Annotated in this window: 19 protein-coding genes; 14 read left to right on the plus strand and 5 right to left on the minus strand. The window is 70.4% G+C overall.

Going from position 1 to position 17,520, the window contains the following annotated elements:
• Positions 1–710 (plus strand): BCCT family transporter (locus QH270_RS03935; RefSeq protein WP_280338940.1); only part of this gene is annotated, 710 nt, incomplete at its 5' end.
• Here QH270_RS03935 and QH270_RS03940 read toward each other — a convergent pair.
• Positions 707–1,579 carry a 3-methyladenine DNA glycosylase gene (locus QH270_RS03940; RefSeq protein ID WP_432420289.1) on the minus strand — a complete coding sequence of 291 codons (873 nt, stop codon included), beginning with the start codon at positions 1,577–1,579 and terminating at the stop codon, positions 707–709. The two genes, QH270_RS03935 and QH270_RS03940, sit on opposite strands and share 4 nt — an antisense overlap.
• 189 nt (positions 1,580–1,768) lie before the next feature.
• Here QH270_RS03940 and QH270_RS03945 point away from each other — a divergent pair, with 189 nt between their 5' ends.
• From QH270_RS03945 to QH270_RS03960, 4 genes are all read left to right on the plus strand, one after another.
• Complete coding sequence (locus QH270_RS03945; RefSeq protein WP_280338941.1) at positions 1,769–2,503, plus strand: MerR family transcriptional regulator; 735 nt, start codon at positions 1,769–1,771, stop codon at positions 2,501–2,503.
• Positions 2,487–4,403, plus strand: coding sequence for a S9 family peptidase (locus QH270_RS03950; protein ID WP_280338942.1), 1,917 nt, complete (start codon positions 2,487–2,489; stop codon positions 4,401–4,403). The genes QH270_RS03945 and QH270_RS03950 overlap by 17 nt, the downstream gene beginning before the upstream one ends.
• Positions 4,404–4,538: 135 nt before the next feature.
• Entirely contained in the window at positions 4,539–4,871 is a 333-nt protein-coding gene (locus QH270_RS03955) for a hypothetical protein (RefSeq protein WP_280338943.1), read from the plus strand.
• 22 nt (positions 4,872–4,893) lie between these two features.
• A complete protein-coding gene (locus QH270_RS03960; protein ID WP_280338944.1) occupies positions 4,894–5,376 on the plus strand; it encodes a nuclear transport factor 2 family protein in 483 nt (160 codons plus the stop codon).
• Between the two features lie 36 nt (positions 5,377–5,412).
• On the opposite strand, the gene QH270_RS03965 is transcribed toward QH270_RS03960, so the two are convergent.
• On the minus strand, positions 5,413–6,396 hold the full coding sequence (locus tag QH270_RS03965) for an alpha/beta hydrolase (protein WP_280338945.1): 984 nt from the start codon (positions 6,394–6,396) through the stop codon (positions 5,413–5,415).
• Between the two features lie 154 nt (positions 6,397–6,550).
• On the opposite strand from QH270_RS03965, the gene QH270_RS03970 reads away from it, so the two are divergent.
• The 5 genes from QH270_RS03970 to QH270_RS03990 are packed head-to-tail and all read left to right on the plus strand — an operon-like array spanning position 6,551 to position 11,241.
• Positions 6,551–7,627 carry a TauD/TfdA dioxygenase family protein gene (locus tag QH270_RS03970; protein WP_280338946.1) on the plus strand — a complete coding sequence of 359 codons (1,077 nt, stop codon included), beginning with the start codon at positions 6,551–6,553 and terminating at the stop codon, positions 7,625–7,627.
• On the plus strand, positions 7,624–8,268 hold the full coding sequence (locus tag QH270_RS03975) for an ABC transporter permease (protein ID WP_110035427.1): 645 nt from the start codon (positions 7,624–7,626) through the stop codon (positions 8,266–8,268). Before QH270_RS03970 ends, QH270_RS03975 begins: the two co-directional genes overlap by 4 nt.
• Positions 8,265–9,545: an ATP-binding cassette domain-containing protein gene (locus QH270_RS03980; protein WP_280338947.1), complete on the plus strand. Its 1,281-nt coding sequence runs from the start codon at positions 8,265–8,267 to the stop codon at positions 9,543–9,545. Before QH270_RS03975 ends, QH270_RS03980 begins: the two co-directional genes overlap by 4 nt.
• Positions 9,542–10,279, plus strand: coding sequence for an ABC transporter permease (locus QH270_RS03985; protein ID WP_280338948.1), 738 nt, complete (start codon positions 9,542–9,544; stop codon positions 10,277–10,279). Before QH270_RS03980 ends, QH270_RS03985 begins: the two co-directional genes overlap by 4 nt.
• On the plus strand, positions 10,276–11,241 hold the full coding sequence (locus tag QH270_RS03990) for a glycine betaine ABC transporter substrate-binding protein (protein WP_280338949.1): 966 nt from the start codon (positions 10,276–10,278) through the stop codon (positions 11,239–11,241). The genes QH270_RS03985 and QH270_RS03990 overlap by 4 nt, the downstream gene beginning before the upstream one ends.
• A 13-nt stretch (positions 11,242–11,254) precedes the next feature.
• Here QH270_RS03990 and QH270_RS03995 read toward each other — a convergent pair whose 3' ends face one another.
• The 3 genes from QH270_RS03995 to QH270_RS04005 form a co-directional block, all read right to left on the minus strand.
• Positions 11,255–11,776 carry an SRPBCC family protein gene (locus tag QH270_RS03995; RefSeq protein WP_280338950.1) on the minus strand — a complete coding sequence of 174 codons (522 nt, stop codon included), beginning with the start codon at positions 11,774–11,776 and terminating at the stop codon, positions 11,255–11,257.
• On the minus strand, positions 11,773–12,135 hold the full coding sequence (locus QH270_RS04000; protein ID WP_280338951.1) for an ArsR/SmtB family transcription factor: 363 nt from the start codon (positions 12,133–12,135) through the stop codon (positions 11,773–11,775). Before QH270_RS04000 ends, QH270_RS03995 begins: the two co-directional genes overlap by 4 nt.
• A 65-nt stretch (positions 12,136–12,200) precedes the next feature.
• Positions 12,201–13,136, minus strand: a complete 936-nt coding sequence (locus tag QH270_RS04005; RefSeq protein ID WP_280338952.1) for an LLM class F420-dependent oxidoreductase — start codon at positions 13,134–13,136, stop codon at positions 12,201–12,203.
• A 139-nt stretch (positions 13,137–13,275) separates the two neighbouring features.
• Here QH270_RS04005 and QH270_RS04010 point away from each other — a divergent pair, with 139 nt between their 5' ends.
• The 4 genes from QH270_RS04010 (at position 13,276) to QH270_RS04025 (ending at position 17,437) form a co-directional block, all read left to right on the plus strand.
• Entirely contained in the window at positions 13,276–14,325 is a 1,050-nt protein-coding gene (locus QH270_RS04010; RefSeq protein ID WP_280338953.1) for an ABC transporter substrate-binding protein, read from the plus strand.
• 101 nt (positions 14,326–14,426) lie between these two features.
• Complete coding sequence (locus QH270_RS04015) at positions 14,427–15,392, plus strand: FecCD family ABC transporter permease (RefSeq protein WP_432420290.1); 966 nt, start codon at positions 14,427–14,429, stop codon at positions 15,390–15,392.
• Entirely contained in the window at positions 15,389–16,174 is a 786-nt protein-coding gene (locus QH270_RS04020; RefSeq protein WP_280338955.1) for an ABC transporter ATP-binding protein, read from the plus strand. The genes QH270_RS04015 and QH270_RS04020 overlap by 4 nt, the downstream gene beginning before the upstream one ends.
• Positions 16,175–16,183: 9 nt before the next feature.
• Positions 16,184–17,437, plus strand: coding sequence for an MFS transporter (locus QH270_RS04025; protein WP_280338956.1), 1,254 nt, complete (start codon positions 16,184–16,186; stop codon positions 17,435–17,437).
• Positions 17,438–17,520: the final 83 nt, after the last annotated feature.

Raw genomic sequence — 17,520 nt, forward strand, 5'->3', positions numbered from 1 at the left:
CGTTCGTCGGCATGTTCATCGCGCGGATCAGCCGCGGTCGCACCATCCGGCAGTTCGTCACCGGCGTGCTGCTGGTGCCCAGCGTGGTGAGCCTGCTGTGGTTCGCCGTGTTCGGCGGGGCCGGCATCTTCGAACAGGGCAAGGACGGCGCGCTCACCGAGGCCGACGGCTCCGTCGACTCCAACTTCACGCTGTTCCATCTGCTCGATCAGTATCCGATCGTCGGGGTCACCACCGTGCTGGTGATGATCCTGGTCGGCATCTTCTTCGTCTCGGGCGCCGACGCGGCCTCCATCGTGATGGGCACGCTCTCCGAGCGTGGCAGCATCGAGCCGTCCAAGCCGATCGTCATCTTCTGGGGCGCGGCGACCGGCGCGGTGGCGGCCATCATGCTGGTGATCGCCGACTCCGACGATCTCGGCGGCGCGCTGACGGGCCTGCAGGCGTTGACGACGGTCGTGTCACTGCCGTTCCTGGTGGTGATGGCGGCGATGTGTGTGTCGCTGTACAAGGACCTGCGGGAGGATCCGCTGATCCTGCGCGCCGATCGCGGCATCGAGCTCGTCGAGACCGCCGTCGACCTGGGCACCGAACAGCACGACGGCGACTTCTCGCTGGTGACCGAGCCGATGGAGGAGGTCATCGTGATCGAGAAGCCGGTCGATCTCGACAACGGGCTCGGTGTGGACAAGCCGCTGGACCGAACCTAGTTCCCGGTCCGCGCCAGGATCGCCGAGAGTTCCGTGCATGCCAGACGGAGACGGTCACGCAGGACCTCGGCGGACTCGGTGATCGCCGCCTGGGCGCGCACGTATTCCGCGCGCCCGGGCGGCGTTTCTATGCGCACCGGCTCGTAGCCGAGTTCGCGCAGATCGTAGGGGCTCGCGCGCATGTCGAGTTCGCGTGCGGTGCAGGCGAGTTCGAAGCAGTCGAGCAGGAGTTCCGAGGAGATCAGCGGCGCCAGCTTGAAGCCCCACTTGTACAGGTCCATGTTCGCGTGCAGGCAGCCCGGCTGTTCCCGCAGCACCTGGTCGGCCCGCGTCAGCGGTTCGGCGTTGCGGCCCACCGCCTCCGGCGTGAAGAAGCGGAACGCGTCGAAGTGGGTGCAGCGCAACGACATCGACTCCACGACCGCGTCGGTCCCGGCGTGCCCGAGCCGCAGCGGCACCTGCTGATGACGCACCTCGTCGGTCCGGTACACCATCGCCCACTCGTGCAAGCCGAAGCACGACAGCTGCGCGGGTCGCGCCGCGGTCGCGCTCAGCAGCCGCGCCACGAACGCGATGGTGTCGCGCCGCTTGGCCAGATACGCCGGATCGGCGGTGAACACCGCGTCTCCCACCCGGTGGTACCCCCGCGCCCCGGCGTAGTCGTGCGCGTCGGCCATCCCGATCCCGTACCCGGGATGCCAGCGCCGCAACTGCGACGGCTTGTTCCCGTAGTAGGTGAACAGGAAATCGATGACCGGATGCGTGGTCCCCGCGGCCCTGCGTTGCAGGTAGGGCCCGACCAGCCGGTCGAGCCGTTCGTGATGGTCGCGAGCGCGCGCCCGCCACTCGACCGCCGGTAACACCCGCAGGTCGAGAGCATGGTCCAGGTCGTCGCGCGTGTTCACCCGCTCATTCTCCCGCACCGGTCGACGGTGATCGAACGGCCCTGGGGGCCGTCGACCGCGACCTCATCCGCGGCGCGCGGTTGACTGTGCCCCGAGGGCATGGTTTCCACTGGTAGTTGTCGAGGTGCGGACGACGCGGCGGGAAGGGGACCGATGGCCTGGAGTACGCGACAGCTCGCGGAACTGGCCGGCACGACGCTCAAGGCGGTGCGGCACTACCACCACATCGGACTGCTCGACGAGCCCGAGCGCACCGCGAACGGGTACAAGCAGTACCGGACCGAACATCTGGTGCGGCTGGTACAGATCAAGCGGCTCAGCGACCTCGGCGTGCCCCTGGCACAGATCGCGGCGCTCGGCCGCGCGGACGAGGACCCCGACGCGGCCATCCGGGTGCTGGATGCCGAACTGGCGGCGACGATCGAGCGGCTGCAGCGGATCCGCGCGGAACTGGCTGTGCTCCTGCGGTACCGGGCACCGGTCGACGTTCCCGCCGGATTCGGTCACCTCGCCGAGGAACTGTCCGCCTCGGACCGTTCGCTGATCACCGTCTACTCGCGGCTGTTCACCGCCGAGGCGATGACGCAACTGTCCGAGATGGTGGCGCGGCGCCACCCCACCGACGACGAATTCGACGACCTGCCCGCCGACGCGAGCACCGACACCGTCGACGACCTGGCCGGGCGAATGGTGCCCGTCATCCGGGAACTCCAGCGCAGGCACCCCTGGGCCGCCGATCCCGCCGCCTATGCCGAACCCGGCGTCGAGGTCACCGCGGACACCGTCGCACAGGTGCTGCGCGACCTCTACAACCCGGCACAACTACGGGTGCTGCGCCGCATCGAATCCATCCTGTCCGAAGGAGCCACCCATGACGACGACGAGTGACGCCCGGCCCGAGCTGATCGCCATCGAGGAGTTCTTCGCCGACCCGGAGTTCTCCGGGGCCACGATCTCGCCGGACGGCACCCGCATCGCCTACCGGGCGCCGGCCCACGGCAGGCTCAACATCTGGGTCCGTGGCATCGACCAGGACCACGCGGACGCCGTCTGCGTGACCCACGACGCGCGGCGCGGCATCACCGCCTTCCACTGGACCGACGATCCGCGCTGGCTGCTGTACCTGCAGGACACCGACGGCAACGAGGACTGGCACCTGTACCGCGTCGACCTCGAGGCGCCGGGCGAACCCGCCGTCGACCTGACACCGATGGCGCCCGGCTCCCGTGTGTTCGGCATCGAGCGGTCCGCCGAGGTCCCGGGGACAGTGCTGGCGTGGATGAATCAGCGGCCGATGTTCCTGGACACCTTCCGCATCGAGGTCGCGACCGGGGCGACCACCCTGCACCTGGAACAGACCGAACCGGGCGCCACCGTCCTGCTCGATCGTGGCGAGCGGCCGGCGTTCGTGTCGCGGCAGGCCGACGACGGTGCCATCGAGTTCCACACGATCGACCCCGAGACCGGGGACGAGCGCCCGCTCCAGCGCATCGGCGGGGTGGAGCATCCGGTCGGTGTGCAGCCGCAGCTGGTGACGCCGGACGGAAAGGGTCTGCTCGTCGGCGTCTATCAGGACTCCGACGAGCTGGCCCTGGTCCGGATCGATCGTGGAACAGGGGAGCGCGGCGTCGTGGCCGCCGTGCCGGGCCACAGCCTGGACATCATGGGCACGATGGCGCCGGATGTGCTGCCGCCCACCGTCTTCCGCAGCAGGCGCACCGGTGAGGTGCTCGCGGCGCGGTTCGTCGGCGACCGGCCCCGGATCGAGGTCGTCGACCCGTCCTTCGGCGAGGTCTACGCCCGGCTCGCGAGACTGTCCGACGGCGTGCTCGGCACACTGTCCTCGGACGAGTCCGAGCGACGCTGGGTCGCGACCTTCATCCACGACCGCGACCCGGCGGTGGCCTGGTTCTACGATCACGAGACCGGGGAGAGCCGCTTGCTGTTCCGCGCGTATCCGCGCCTCGACCCGGCCACGGCGGCGCCGATGACCGCGGTCGCCTTCGCGGCGCGCGACGGCCTTCCGCTGCACGGCTTCCTCACCCTGCCGGTCGGCGTCGAACCCCGGAACCTGCCGCTGGTCCTGCTGGTGCACGGCGGGCCGTGGGCGAACGACAGCTGGGGACACGACGCCCCGGCGCAGTTCCTCGCCAACCGCGGCTACGCGGTGCTGCAGGTCAACTTCCGCGGCTCCACCGGCTACGGGAAACGCCACATCACCGCCGCGATCGGCGAATTCGCCGGCGCCATGCACGACGACCTCATCGACGCGGCCGACTGGGCGGTGGCCCAGGGCTACGCCGACCCGGCGCGGATCGGCATCATGGGCGGGTCCTACGGTGGCTACGCCGCCCTGGTCGGTGTCACCGTGACGCCCGACTACTTCGCCGCCGCGGTCGACTACGTCGGCATCTCCGACCTGGCGAACTTCCTGCGGACCCTCCCGCCGTTCGTCCGGCCCTACAACGTCAACAGCTGGTTCCGGTATGTCGGCGACCCCGAGGACCCCGCCCAGCTGGCCGACATGCTCGCCCGCTCACCGCTGACCATGGCCGACCGGATCCGCACCCCGCTGCTGGTCGCCCAGGGCGCCAACGATGTCCGGGTGGTGCAGGCCGAATCCGACAACATCGTCGCCTCCCTGCGCGACCGCGGGGTCCCCGTCGAATACCTCGTCGCGGAGGACGAGGGCCACGGTTTCGCCAACCCGGAGAACCAGATCCGGTTCTATCGTGCTGTCGAACGGCATTTCGCCCGGCACCTCGGCGGCCGCGGCGAGATCGGGTAGGCGGCCGACGGGCCGGTTTCGAAGCCGCAGGCGTGGTCGATGGTGTCGGTGCTGATGCTGGTCGCGCTGTGGCGCGGGACGAGGGCCGATTCGTGAGCGCACACAAGAGGTGGCATCGCTGATAGGTTGCCTGCCATGTCAGCTTCCGGTGCTCCCGAACCCGCCGACACCCCACCGCGCCGTAGCGCTCAGCGCATACTCGGTGGGGTCGCCCTGATCCTGGTGGCGGCAGGACTGCTGTACACCGGTATCGACGCGATCGTCGACCCGGGCGCCGTGGTCGCCGGTTCCTCGCGGTCGGCGCGCAGTCCCGATACCGACGCCGAGGCGAAGATCGGGGGGTTGCTGCTGTGCTTCTTCGGGCTCACGGTGCTCGGCTTCGGCATCGGGCTGCTCACCAGCAAGACCTCGGTGTCCGCGGCGCTCGGCAGCCGGACCGATCGCGCCCGATCCGGCCACCAGGACTAGAACACGTTCTATCATCGGACGCATGGACCTCATCGCGATCGAGGAGATCAAGCGCCTCAAGTATCGCTACTTCCGCACCCTGGATCTCAAGCGGTGGAACGACTTCGGTGACTGCCTGGCCACCGACATCAAGGCCAGGTACGGCACCCACGCGATGGGCGATCCGCTGCACTACGACTCCCGCGAGGCCGTCGTGAAGTTCATGTCCGAGAACCTGGGACCGCAGATCCTCACCGTGCACATCGCCAACCACCCCGAGATCGATGTCGAGGGCACCGTCGCCCGCGGTTCGTGGGCCTTCGAGGACACGGTGATCGTGCCCGACTACAAGATGCGCATCGACGGCGGCGGCTACTACTTCGACGAGTACCGCAAGGACCCGGACGGGCAGTGGCGGATCACCGCCACCGGATACGAGCGCATCTACGAGGCTCGCACCTCCCTGAGCGACACCCCCAGCTTCACCCTCCTGGCGAACCGCTGGGCCGACGATCTCCCGCACTGAGCGCGCCGAGCCGCCCTGGCGCCCCACGCGTTCCGTTCAGGTGCCACTCAGTGCGACCGCCGACGGCGCGGCCGCGACCGTTCCGGTGCGCGGATCGGGGTAGCAGGCGGGGGTGGTCGTGTGGTCGACGAAGTCGTCGGTCCAGCCGACCGCCAGGGCGCTCAGGGCGGCGACGTCACGCGGATCGGGCCGCCCGCACAGTGTTTCGCCGAGCAGGTCCGAGCTCGCGCCCTCCGCGTCGGTGTGCGCGCCGTGCGGCAAGCGGACGCCGACGAACGGGCGGCGCAGCTGCGCCTGGACCGCGCTGGTTCCGGCGCCGAAGTTGTTGCACAGCGACGGTGCCGCCGCGACGGTGAGCACCGGGAGTCCGGTGGTCGCCAGACCGGCGAGCGCGCGGTCGGTGTTGGCGCCGAGGAACGACGGCACCGGATCGAGCAGCACGACGCCGTGCACGCGGGCCCAGGTGGCCGGCGCCGCGCGGCGCAGATGATCGGCGGCGTAGACGACGGCCTCGGCTCCGGCGGAGTGGCCGACGAACACCAGATCCGTGGGCAGCTCCGGTGTTCGGCCGCCGCCGTGCGGCGCCGCGGCGGCGAGACCGGTGGCCAGGGTGTGGGCGGGGTCGGCGAACAGCTCGGCGACGTGGCCGAGGAAGCCGGTGTTGTCGCCGAGGTTCTGCAGCGTGCACCCGTGGATGTCGAGGAACGGGAGCGAGGGCGCGAAGACGAGATAGCCGCGCTCGGCGAAATCGGTCGCGAGATCGGCCAGGTGGGCGCTCCCGCGCGCGAACCCGTGCTGGAGCCAGACCAGGCCACGCGGGACGCCGTCGGGCAGGTACCAGTCGGCGTCCTGGTGGAGAACATCGGCGGCACATGGGATGTCGATGACGCCGGAGACACGGTCGGCCTGCGCCGGTACCGCGGCGGTGAGCAGGGCCACCGCGGCGAACACCGCCGACAGCGCGGACCGGCCGAACATCGGGCGCCTCGCGGCGGCGCCGAACAACACGATCTTCGGCATGGCCGCACTCCCCGAGGTCTCTCGAAAATCGAGGATAACGCCGGAGCGGGCCGCGGCACCGCCGATTCGGCTCGCGGTGAGCCGAATGGTGGCCGGGGCGGGGCGGGGGTGGTTTCGTGTGACCCAGTTCCTGGTTCGAGCGAAAGGCCACCGTATGTCCGTCGAAGACGCAGCTGTTTCCGGGAGCGGTGTGCGGGTGGTCAAGCTGGGGGCGCACATCGGGGCCAGGATCGAGGGGGTGCAGCTCGGAGCCGAGGTGGACGCGCGGACCGTCGCCGACATCCGGGCCGCGCTGCACGAGCACAAGGTGATCTTCTTCCGCGGTCAGCACCATCTCACCGAGGACGGGCAGTACGAGTTCGCGCGCCTGCTCGGCACGCCGACGACGCCGCACCCCACGGTCACCTCGGCGGGGGCGAAGAGCCTGGCGATCGACTCGCACCAGACCCGGTCCAATGTCTGGCACACCGATGTCACCTTCGTCGACCGCGTCCCCAGCGCCTCGATCCTGCGCGCGGTCGCGCTGCCGACCTACGGCGGCACGACCACCTGGGCCTCGACGGTCGCCGCCTATCAGTCGTTGCCCGCGCCGCTGCGCCTGTTGGCCGAGAACCTGCGCGCGCGGCACACCAACCGCTACGACTACGCCGCCGACACCGAGGACCGTCCCGACGACAAGGACCGCGCCTACCGCCGCGAATTCGAGTCGACCTACTTCGAGACCGAGCACCCCGTCGTCGAGGTCCATCCCGAGACCGGGGAACGCGCCCTGCTGCTCGGCTGCTTCGTGCAGGAGATCGTCGGTCTGTCCAGCGCCGAATCGCGCGCCCTGTTCCGGCTCTTCCAGGATCGGGTGACCCGTCTCGAACACACCACCCGGTGGGACTGGTCCCTCGGTGACGTCGCGATCTGGGACAACCGCGCCACGCAGCACTACGCCGTCGACGACTACGACGGCGAGCACCGCAGGCTGACCCGCATCACGCTGGCCGGCCCGGTCCCCGTCGGCGTCGACGGCACCCCGAGCACCGTGATCGCGGGTGACGCCGCCGCGTACGCGAGTGCCCCGCTGGGACGCGCGGCCCAGCACGTGATCGCCACCGCAACGCCTCCTGAGCGTCGGGTCCCCGGACCGGCGCCCGTCATGAACTACCCTTCGACCACACGTTTGCCCGGTGATCACGCGCGTACAGGTCCTGACCGGCCCGACCCGACGATGGGATTTCCGTGAACCTGTGGAGTTATGTCCAGGGGCGGGGGGAGGTGCTCGCCTTCCTGACCTACCAGCACGCGTCCCTGGCCTTCCAGACCGTGCTGGTCGGCACCCTCGTCGCGCTGCTCATCGCGGTCGCCGTCTACCGCCTGCCGCTGGCCGCGTCGCTCACGCTCACCTCGAGCCGGGTGGCGCTGACCATCCCCTCCCTGGCGCTGCTGGCCCTGCTGCTCGTGCCGTTCGGGCTCGGCGTGGTGCCCTCGTTCCTCATGCTGACCTTCTTCGCGGCGCTGCCCGTGATCGGCAACGCCATCGTCGGCCTGCGCGCGGTACCTGCCACCGTGGTCGAATCCGCGCGCGGAATCGGGTTGCCGCGCTGGCGGATCCTGCTGACCGTCGAGTTCCCGATCGCCTGGCCGGTGATCCTCACCGGCATCCGGGTCTCCACACAGATGATCGTCGGCGTCGCGGCCATCGTCGCCTACGTGCTCGGACCGGGCCTCGGCTCGCTCATCTTCAACGGTCTGTCCCGGCTCGGCGGCGCCAACGCCCTCGAGATGGCGCTGACCGGCACCCTGCTCATCGTCGCGATCGCGTTGGTCTTCGACGCCCTCCTCGTCCTGCTCGGACGCCTCACCATCGCCGAAGGACTGTCATGACCGAGGTGACCAGCCAGCCCACCCCCGCGGCGCCCCAGCGCAACGTCACCGGGGCGTCCATCACGCTCGACGGTGTCGTCAAGCGGTACAAGGGCCAGCACACCCCCGCCGTGGAACGCCTGGACCTCGAGATCGAGGCCGGTGACATCGTCGCGTTCGTCGGGCCGTCGGGCTGCGGCAAGACCACCACCCTCAAGATGATCAACCGGTTGATCGAGCCGACCGAGGGCCGGATTCTCATCGGCGGGCGCGACGTCACCAGGGAAGATCCCGACAAGCTGCGCCAGTCGATCGGGTACGTCATCCAGTCCGGTGGGCTGTTCCCGCACTGGTCGGTCGCCAAGAACATCGGCGCGATTCCCCGGGTGCTGGGCTGGGACAGCGCGCGGATCGCCGAGCGCACCGAGTACCTGCTCGATCTGGTCGGCCTCGATCCCGCCACCTTCGCCGACCGGCTGCCCAAGGACATGTCCGGCGGCCAGCAGCAGCGTGTCGGGGTGGCCCGCGCGCTCGCCGCCGACCCGCCGGTGCTGCTGATGGACGAACCGTTCGGCGCCGTCGACCCGATCACCCGGGTCCGCTTGCAGGACAGCCTGATCGCGATCCAGCACGAACTCGGCAAGACCATCGTGATCGTCACCCACGATTTCGAGGAGGCCACCAAGCTCGGTGACAAGGTGCTCATCCTGTCCGAAGGCGGGCACGTCGAACAGTACGCGCGCCCCGAGGAGATCCTCACCGATCCGGCGACGCCGTTCGTGGAGGAGTTCGTCGGCTCGGGCGCGAAGCTCGCGTATCTGACCGTGTCCCGCGTGCGTGACGTGGACGTCGACCCGGTCACCACCGCCCGGATCGGTGAACCGGCGCAGGCGGTGATCCAGCGGGCGAAGGCGGCGGGCAACACCTGGGTGGTGGTCGTCGACGCGGCGGGCCGTCCGCGATCGTGGCCGTCGCTGTCGGAGGTGGCGAGCAAGCCGGAGGTGTCGGACTACCTGGACCGCAGGCTGCCGGTGGTCGCGCAGTCCTCCACCCTCAACGACGCGCTCGACGCGATGCTGGCCGCCAGCCAGGGCGCCACGCTCGTCACCGACGGCCGCGGCGCGGTCGTCGGCTCGCTCAGCATCGGGTCGGTGACCGAGGTGATCCAGACCAAGCTGGCCGAGGGCCACGCCGCCGAGGCCGAACTCTCCTACGAGACCTACGTCGACGGGTCCGACCCGACGCCGACCCCGATCGTCGCCGCCGACGACCACCCCGGAACGGCCGAACCGTCGTGAACCGATGGCGCCGCGTCCCGGTCGACGTGTGGTTCGAACCGATCGTCATCCTGGTGATCGGCATCGGCTACCTGCTCTGGTACCGGTCGACGACCTTCACCCCGACCGAACAGGCCGCGCTCGGCTGGACGACGCTGCGGACCACCATCGGCGAACACATCCGGCTCACCGTCGTCGCCACGGTGATCGTCGTGGTGGTGGCCATTCCGCTCGGCATCGCGCTGACCAGACCCGCGCTGAAGCGGCTCGAACCGCTCGCGGTCAATGTCGCCAACATCGGTCAGGCCGCGCCGGCGGTCGGGCTGCTCGTGCTGTTCACCTTCTGGCTCGGCACCGGATTCCGCACGGCGATCGTTGGTCTGGTCGTCTACGCGATCCTGCCGATCCTGCAGAACACGATCATCGGGCTGCGGCAGGTGGACCAGCGCACGATCGAGGCCTCCCGCGGCATCGGTTTCTCGGCCGCGCGCACCCTGCTCCAGGTCGAGCTGCCGCTCGCGGTGCCGGTGATCCTGAACGGGGTGCGCACCGCGCTGGTCATCCTCGTCGGCACCGCGACGCTGAGCACGTTCATCGGCGCGACCAGCCTGGGCACCCTGATCACCACCGGGGTCACCCTGTTCCTGCCCAAGCTGCTCATCTCCGGCGCCGTCCTGGTCGGCCTGCTGGCGCTGACCATCGACTGGCTCGGCCGGCTCGTCGAACTGGCCGCGACCCCACGAGGTATCTCATGAGACGGCTGGTCCCCGCGCTCGTCGCGACGATGGCCCTGCTCACCGGCTGCGGCCTGGTGAGTTCCTCGGGCACCTTCCACGACGCGAGCCTGCCGGGCGGGGAACGTCCGCTCGACGGCGCGAAGATCGTCGTCACCTCGAAGAGCTTCACCGAGGGCGTGCTGCTGGGCAAGATCACCGCGACCTATCTGGCCGCGGCGGGCGCCGCCGTCACCGACCTGACCGGTGCTCCCGGCTCGGCCTCCTCGCGCCAGGCCCAGCTCAACGGCGACGCCGATGTGCTGTGGGAGTACACCGGTACCGGCTGGGTGAACTACCACAACCAGACCGAGACCATCGCCGACCCGGACGAACTGTGGCGGCGCGTGCACGACATCGAACGCCGCGACCACGACCTCGAATGGCTGGCCCCGGCCAACTTCAACGACACCTACGCCTTCGCCGCGTCGACCCCCACCGCCGAACGGCTGGGCGCGCGATCACTCTCGGCGGTCGCCGGCCTGCCCGTGCCCGACCGCACCTTCTGCGTCGACGACGAATTCTTCAGCCGCTCCGACGGTTTCCTGCCGATGCTGCAGAAATACGGGATCCCGTACAACGATCCGAACGGGGTGCCCGCGGGCAATGTCACCCGGATGGACGCGGGCGTGGTCTACACCGCCACCGCGCGAAGCGCCCCCTGCAACTTCGGCATGGTCTACACCACCGACGGCCGGGTCAAGAACCTGAACCTGACCGTGCTCGACGACGACAAGAAGTACTTCCTGCCCTACAGCGGCACCGCGGTCGTGCGCGGCGTGGTCCTGGCGCAGCACCCCGAGCTGAGGGACCTGCTCGGCACCGTCTCCGAACGCCTCACCGACGACCTGATGCAGGAACTCAACGGCCGGGTCGACATCGACGGGGAGGACCCCGCCGATGTCGCCTACGACTGGTTGCGGAACGAGGGCTTGATCGACTAGATCCGACACGGAGTCAGTTCGTGCCGAATTCCTTGCGGTAGTGCTCGGACAGGGCCGGGAAGTAGTCGTCGAAGTTCACCGTGGCGGGGTCGCGGCCCGCCTCGGCGGCGACCAACCGATCGAGGTAGTAGTCCCAGCCCGGACCGACGCCCTCGGCCATGGCGGGGTCGGGCACGTTCTGGGCGAAGACCAGGGTGGTGATGCCTGCCTCCTCGGTGAGATCCAGGCGCAGCTGCCAGTGTTCGGGATCGGCTCCGTCGTGGGGCGAGGACGTGGTGATCCGCAGGCGGTGCGGTGCCTCGCACTCGTCGATGCGGAACCCCTCGGCGGGTGTGTCGCCCTCGAACAGCATCTGGAACGTCACCTGGCCGGTCGCCGGGTCACCGGTCCAGGTGCCGAGCCAGCGCGCGAGGCGCTGCGGCTCGGTGACCGCGGCCCAGACGTCCTCGATCGGCGCGTGGAAGGTGCGGGTCCATTCGCAGTAGGTGCCATCGGTGCGATCGTGGCGGTGGCCGGTCGCGGTGGGAGTGGTCATGCTGTCTGCTCCTTGTCGGTCTCGATGCCGGTGGCGCGGCGTTCCCTGGTGGTCCGGCGAACCTCGAGGTCGAGGCCGTCGAGTGCGTGCTCCGGAATCGGGGGCGCGGCGGGCCGCAACCCTTCCAGATAGCGATGGAGCGGTTCGAGGCCCGCCGAGGCGAGGCGATAGTGCCGTTCACGCCCGTGCGCTTCGACGCTGACCAGGCCCGCCTCGGTCAGCAGCCGCAGGTGCTTGCTGATCGCGGGCCGGCTGATCGGATACTCCGCGGCGAGGTCGACGACCCGGGCCGGGGCACCGGCGAGTCGTTCGAGCAGGTCGCGCCGTACCGGGTCGGCCAGGGCTTCGAACACGTCCATACCTAATTGGTAACCTATGAGTTACCAATCGTCAAGGGCCGCTCGTCGAGAACGAGTGGTGGGAGTCAGCGCAGCTGTGGTGCCACCTCCGCGGCGACGAGCTCGAGGTGGTCGAGGTCCGACAGATCGAGGACCTGCAGGTACAGGCGGGTGATGCCGGTCCGCTCGCGGTAGCGGCCGATCTTGTCGACCACCTCGGCCGGCGTGCCGGCGAGGCCGTTGGTGCGCAGCTCGTCGACCTCGCGGCCGATCGCCGCGGCCCGGCGGGCCACCTCGGCCTCGTCGCGGCCGACACACACGACCTGCGCGGCCGAGCGGATGATCTCGCCCGGATCGCGGCCGATCGCGCGGGCGGCGGCCGCGACGCGCTCGAATTGCGTTGCGGCGCTGTCCGGGTCGGCGAAGGGCAGGTTGAACTCCTGGGCGAAGCGGGCCGCCAGCTCCGGCGTGCGCTTCTTGCCTGCCCCGCCGATGATCACCGGCGGACGCGGCCGCTGGACCGGCTTGGGCAGGGCAGGCGACCGCGTCAGCTCGTAGTGCTTGCCGACATAGTCGAAGGTCTCGCCGACCGGGGTCTCCCACAGTCCGGTGATGATCTCGAGCTGCTCGGCGTAGCGGTCGAACCGGTCCCGCACCTCCGGCAGCGCGATCCCGTAGGCCGTGTGCTCGTCGGCGAACCAGCCCGCGCCGAAACCGAAATCCACCCGGCCACCGGACATCTGGTCGACCTGCGCGACCGAGATGGCCAGCACCGAGGGATGCCGGAAGGTCGCGGCGGTCACCAGGGTGCCCAGCCGGATCCGCGACGTCTCGCGCGCCAGGCCGGCGAGGGTGATCCACGCGTCGGTGGGTCCGGGCAGACCGGACACGCCACCCATGTGCAGGTAGTGGTCGGAGCGGAAGAACGCGTCGTAGCCGGCGTCCTCGGTGGCTCGCGCGACCCGGAGGAGATCGTCGTAGGTCGCACCTTGCTGGGGTTCGGTGAAGATCCGTAGGTCCACGCGCTCCAACGTACCGCGCCCCGGTACTTAGGTTAGGTTAACTTCGTGATAGCTTGCCGATGATTCCTCGTCAGCGGTTGTGGTCGTCGGTCGACGCGCGAGGCGAGAACCATCAGCGACGAGTAGGAACCGGACGAGCATGAAGATTTCTGTGGGCCGGATCGGACTCGTGTCCGCCGCCGCGGTGCTGGCGAGCGTGCTCGTCGCCTGCGGGAGTTCGGAATCGGTCGAGGACGCCGGGACCGCCGCCGCGGGGGAGGGCAGCACGACCTATCCGCTGACCCTCGACAACTGCGGGCAGAGCATCACGATCGACGCGCCGCCCCGGCGCGTGGTGTCGCTGGATCAGGGCTCGACGGAGATCCTGCTCTCGCTCGGTCTCGGTGACCGGGTGGTCGGCACGGCGTCGTGGACCGATCCCGTGCGCGAGAATCTGGCCGAGGCGAACGCGTCGGTTCCCCGGCTCGCCGACAACGCGCCCACCTACGAGGTCGTCCTCGGCACCGACCCGGACTTCGTCACCGCCTCGTTCGGCAGGCACTTCAAGCAGGGCGGCGTCGCCGAGCGCGGTCGCTTCGCGGAGACGGGCATCGAGTCCTATCTCTCACCCACCGACTGCGACAAGGGCGTCAGCATCAACGGCGGCGGCAAGCGCACCACCCCGCTGACGATGGAGGCGGTGTACCAGGAGATCCGCGAACTCGCGTCGGTGTTCGACGTGAACGCGCGCGGCGCACAGCTCGTCGACGAGCTGCGCCGACGCGAGGCCGCCGCGGTCGCCGGCATCCAGCGGGCACCGGTGTCGATGGCCTTCTGGTTCGCCGACACCAAGAGCCCGTACGTGGCGGGCGGACTCGGCTCGGCCAACATGCTCGCCACCGCGGTCGGGGCCACCAATGTGTTCGCGGAGCTCACCGACGACTGGCCCGCGGTCGGCTGGGAGATCCTGGTGGACCGTGATCCGGATGTCCTGGTCCTCGGTGACCTGCTGCGCAACCGCTTCCCGGGCGACCGGCTGGCCGACAAGACCGCGTTCCTCGAATCCGATCCGGTCACCCGGGATCTCGAGGCCGTGCGCGCCAAGCGCTACCTCGCGCTGCACGGCGCGGAGATGAATCCGTCGATCCGCGCGGTGGACGGTCTCGAGAAGATCGCCGCCGGCCTACGCGATCTGAAGGTGCCCAACTGACCGCGCTGCGCGACCGCGCCGACACCGCGGTCCCCGCACCGGCCGCGGGCCGGTCGTGGGTCGTCGGGACGCTGGTCGTCGTGGGCGGGCTCGTCGTGCTGGTGCTGTCGATCCTGGTCGCCGTCACGTTGGGCCCCGCCGACATCTCGCTGGTCAATGTCCGCGACGTCCTGCTCAACCACCTCGGACTGGCCGACATCCCGGTGCGCGTGTCGAAGAACGCGATCGTGTGGGAGGAGCGGCTGCCCAGGGCGCTCGTCGCCGCCGCGTGTGGCGCGGGGCTCGGGATCTGCGGTGTCATCATGCAGTCGTTGCTGCGCAACCCACTCGCGGACCCGTTCGTCCTCGGCATCTCCTCCGGGGCCTCGACCGGGGCCGTGATCGTGGGCGTCCTCGGGGTCGGCGGCGCCGTGCTCGGACTCTCCGGCGGGGCGTTCGTCGGTTCGCTGGTGGCGTTCGCGCTCGTGTTGTTCCTGGCGCGGGTGTCCGGCGGGAGCAACGACCGGGTGATTCTGGCCGGTGTGGCCAGCACCCAGCTGTTCTCGGCGCTCACCTCGTTCGTCATCTTCGCCTTCGCCGATTCCGACGAGACCCGTGGCGTGATGTTCTGGCTGCTCGGCTCGCTGGAGGGGGTGCGCTGGGACGATGTCGCGCTGTGCGCGGCGGTCGTGCTGCTCGGGACGGCACTGTGCTGGTATTGCGCGCACATCCTCGACGCCTTCGCCTTCGGTGACGAGGTCGCCGCCTCCCTCGGCATCTCCGTCGGCCGGGTCAGGATGCTGCTGCTGGTCGTCACCGCGATCATCACCGCGGCCCTGGTCAGTGTGGCGGGCGCGATCGGATTCGTCGGCCTGGTGCTGCCGCACGCGGCACGGATGCTGGTGGGGCCGCGGCACAGCCGGTTGATTCCCGCGACAGCGGTGCTCGGCGCGGTGTTCATGGTGTGGGTGGACGCCGTCTCGCGGGTCGCCTTCGCACCGACCCCGCTGCCGGTGGGGGTCGGCACCGCGCTGGTCGGTGTTCCCGCGTTCATCGCGATCCTGTTCCGCCGCGGGAGTGTCCGATGAGCCTGCACGCGAACTCGGTCACCTGGAATCGCGGTGGCGCGCTGGTCGTCGACGGGGTGAGCCTGACTCCGGCGCCGGGCGACACCGTGGGCCTGCTCGGTCCGAACGGCTCGGGGAAGTCCTCGCTGCTGCGCCTGCTCAACGGTGTGGTGCGGCCGACCTCGGGCGTGGTGACCCTCGACGGCGAGGATCTCGCGAAGACCCGGCGCAAGGAGATCGCGCGGGCGGTCGCCGTCGTCAGCCAGCATGCCGACACCGATGTCGACATCGCGGTCCGCGATGTCGTGCGCCTCGGCCGCATCCCGCACCGCGGCACCTTCGGCGGCGATCAGGCCGCCGACGACGTCGCGGTGACGGCGGCGCTCGAGCATACGGGGCTGACCGCGAAGGCGGACCAGCTCTGGCACCGGCTCTCCGGTGGCGAGAAGCAGCGCGTGCAGATCGCGCGCGCCCTGGCCCAGGAACCGCGCGAGCTCCTGCTCGACGAGCCGACCAACCACCTCGACATCCGCCATCAGCTGGAGTTGCTGGCCCTGGTCACGCGCCTGCCGGTGACGAGTGTGATCGCCCTGCACGACCTGAATCTCGCCGCCATGTTCTGCGACTCGGTCATCATCCTGCAGGACGGGCGGGTCGTGGCGGGCGGCAAGCCCATCGAGGTGCTCACGCCCGAACTGATCGCGCGGGTGTACCAGGTCAGGGCCGAGGTGCTCGTCGACGAGGCGAAGGACCGGCTGTCGATCCTGTTCGAGCCGGGGCCGGTGCCGGTCTCCGCGCGCTGAGGCGGCTCGATGGCGAAGCCAGGTGCCGGGGCGCCGACCCGGCGCGGGATCGGCCGGTGGTCGCTGCCGGCGAGCCTGGCGGCGGCGACGCCCGCGGTGCGGCTGCTGGTCCTCACCCAGCTCGCGTTCAATGTCGGCTTCTTCCTGGTGCTGCCGTATCTGTCGGTGTATCTGACGGAGGACCTCGGCCTGCGCGCGGCGTTCGTCGGCGCGGTACTCGGTCTGCGCACCTTCGCCCAGCAGGGCCTGTTCTTCGTCGGGGGTGCGCTCGCGGACCGGTGGGGCGTCAAGCCCGTGGTTCTTGCCGGGTGCGTGTGCCGGATCCTGGGCTTCGCCGGTCTGGCGGTGAGCACGTCGGTGCCGGGGATCGTGGTGGCGACGGTGCTGATCGGCTTCGCGGGCGCCCTGTTCTCGCCCGCGGTGGAGAGCGCGCTGGCCACCGCCGCGGGCGCGGCCGAGTCCGCGGGCCTGACGCGCACCGACGCCTTCGCGCTGTTCTCGGTGTGCGGTCAGGTCGGCGCGTTCCTTGGACCGCTGCTCGGCTCGGTGCTGCTGCTGGTCGACTTCTCCGTGGCGTGCCTGGTGGGCGCCGGTGTCTTCGTCGCGATCCTGCTCGCCCAGCTGCGCTGGCTGCCCGCATCGCCCGCGGCGCACGCCACCGGGAGCTGGCTCGACGGCTGGCGAGAAGTGTTGGCCAACAAGCCTTTTCTCGTCTTCGCCGGAGCCATGAGCACCCAGCTGGTGGCCTACAACCAGCTCTATCTGCTGCTGCCGTTGGAGGTGGAGCGCGCGTGGGGGTCGCAGGCGCCGCTGGGCTGGTATTTCGCGCTGTCGTCGCTGCTCGTCGTCGCCGCTCAGGTGCCCATCACCCGGCGAGTGCGCACCGCCGCCGCCCTGCCCGTGGGCCTGAGCGTGATGGCGGCCGGATTCGCGGTGATGGCGGTGCTCGCACCGCTGCGGCTCAGCGGCGTGTCCGGGCTGCTCCCGGGCGCCGCGTTCGTCCTGCTCCTCGCGCTCGGGCAGATGATCGTCCTGCCCATCTCGCGCGACCTGGTGCCGCGCCTCGCGGGGGAGCGGCGGCTCGGCGCGTACTTCGGGCTGCTCGCCTCCCTCGGCGGGTTCGCCGTGCTCCTCGGCTCGGTGGCGCTCGGCGCCCTGCTCGACCTGCTTCCCGCCGGCGGCCGGGGGACGGCCGCGCCCTGGTGCGCCGTGGCCGCGGTCCTGCTCGCCGGTGCGTTCACCCTGCGGCGCGGGTACGCCTAGGGCGAGGCCCGCCCGGGGGGGGGGGGCGGGGGGGGGCGGGCGAGATGGGGGGGGGGGGGGGGGGGGGCGGGGGGGGGGGGGGG

It is taken from the genome of Nocardia neocaledoniensis (assembly GCF_029868625.1).
GTDB lineage: Bacteria > Actinomycetota > Actinomycetes > Mycobacteriales > Mycobacteriaceae > Nocardia > Nocardia neocaledoniensis_A.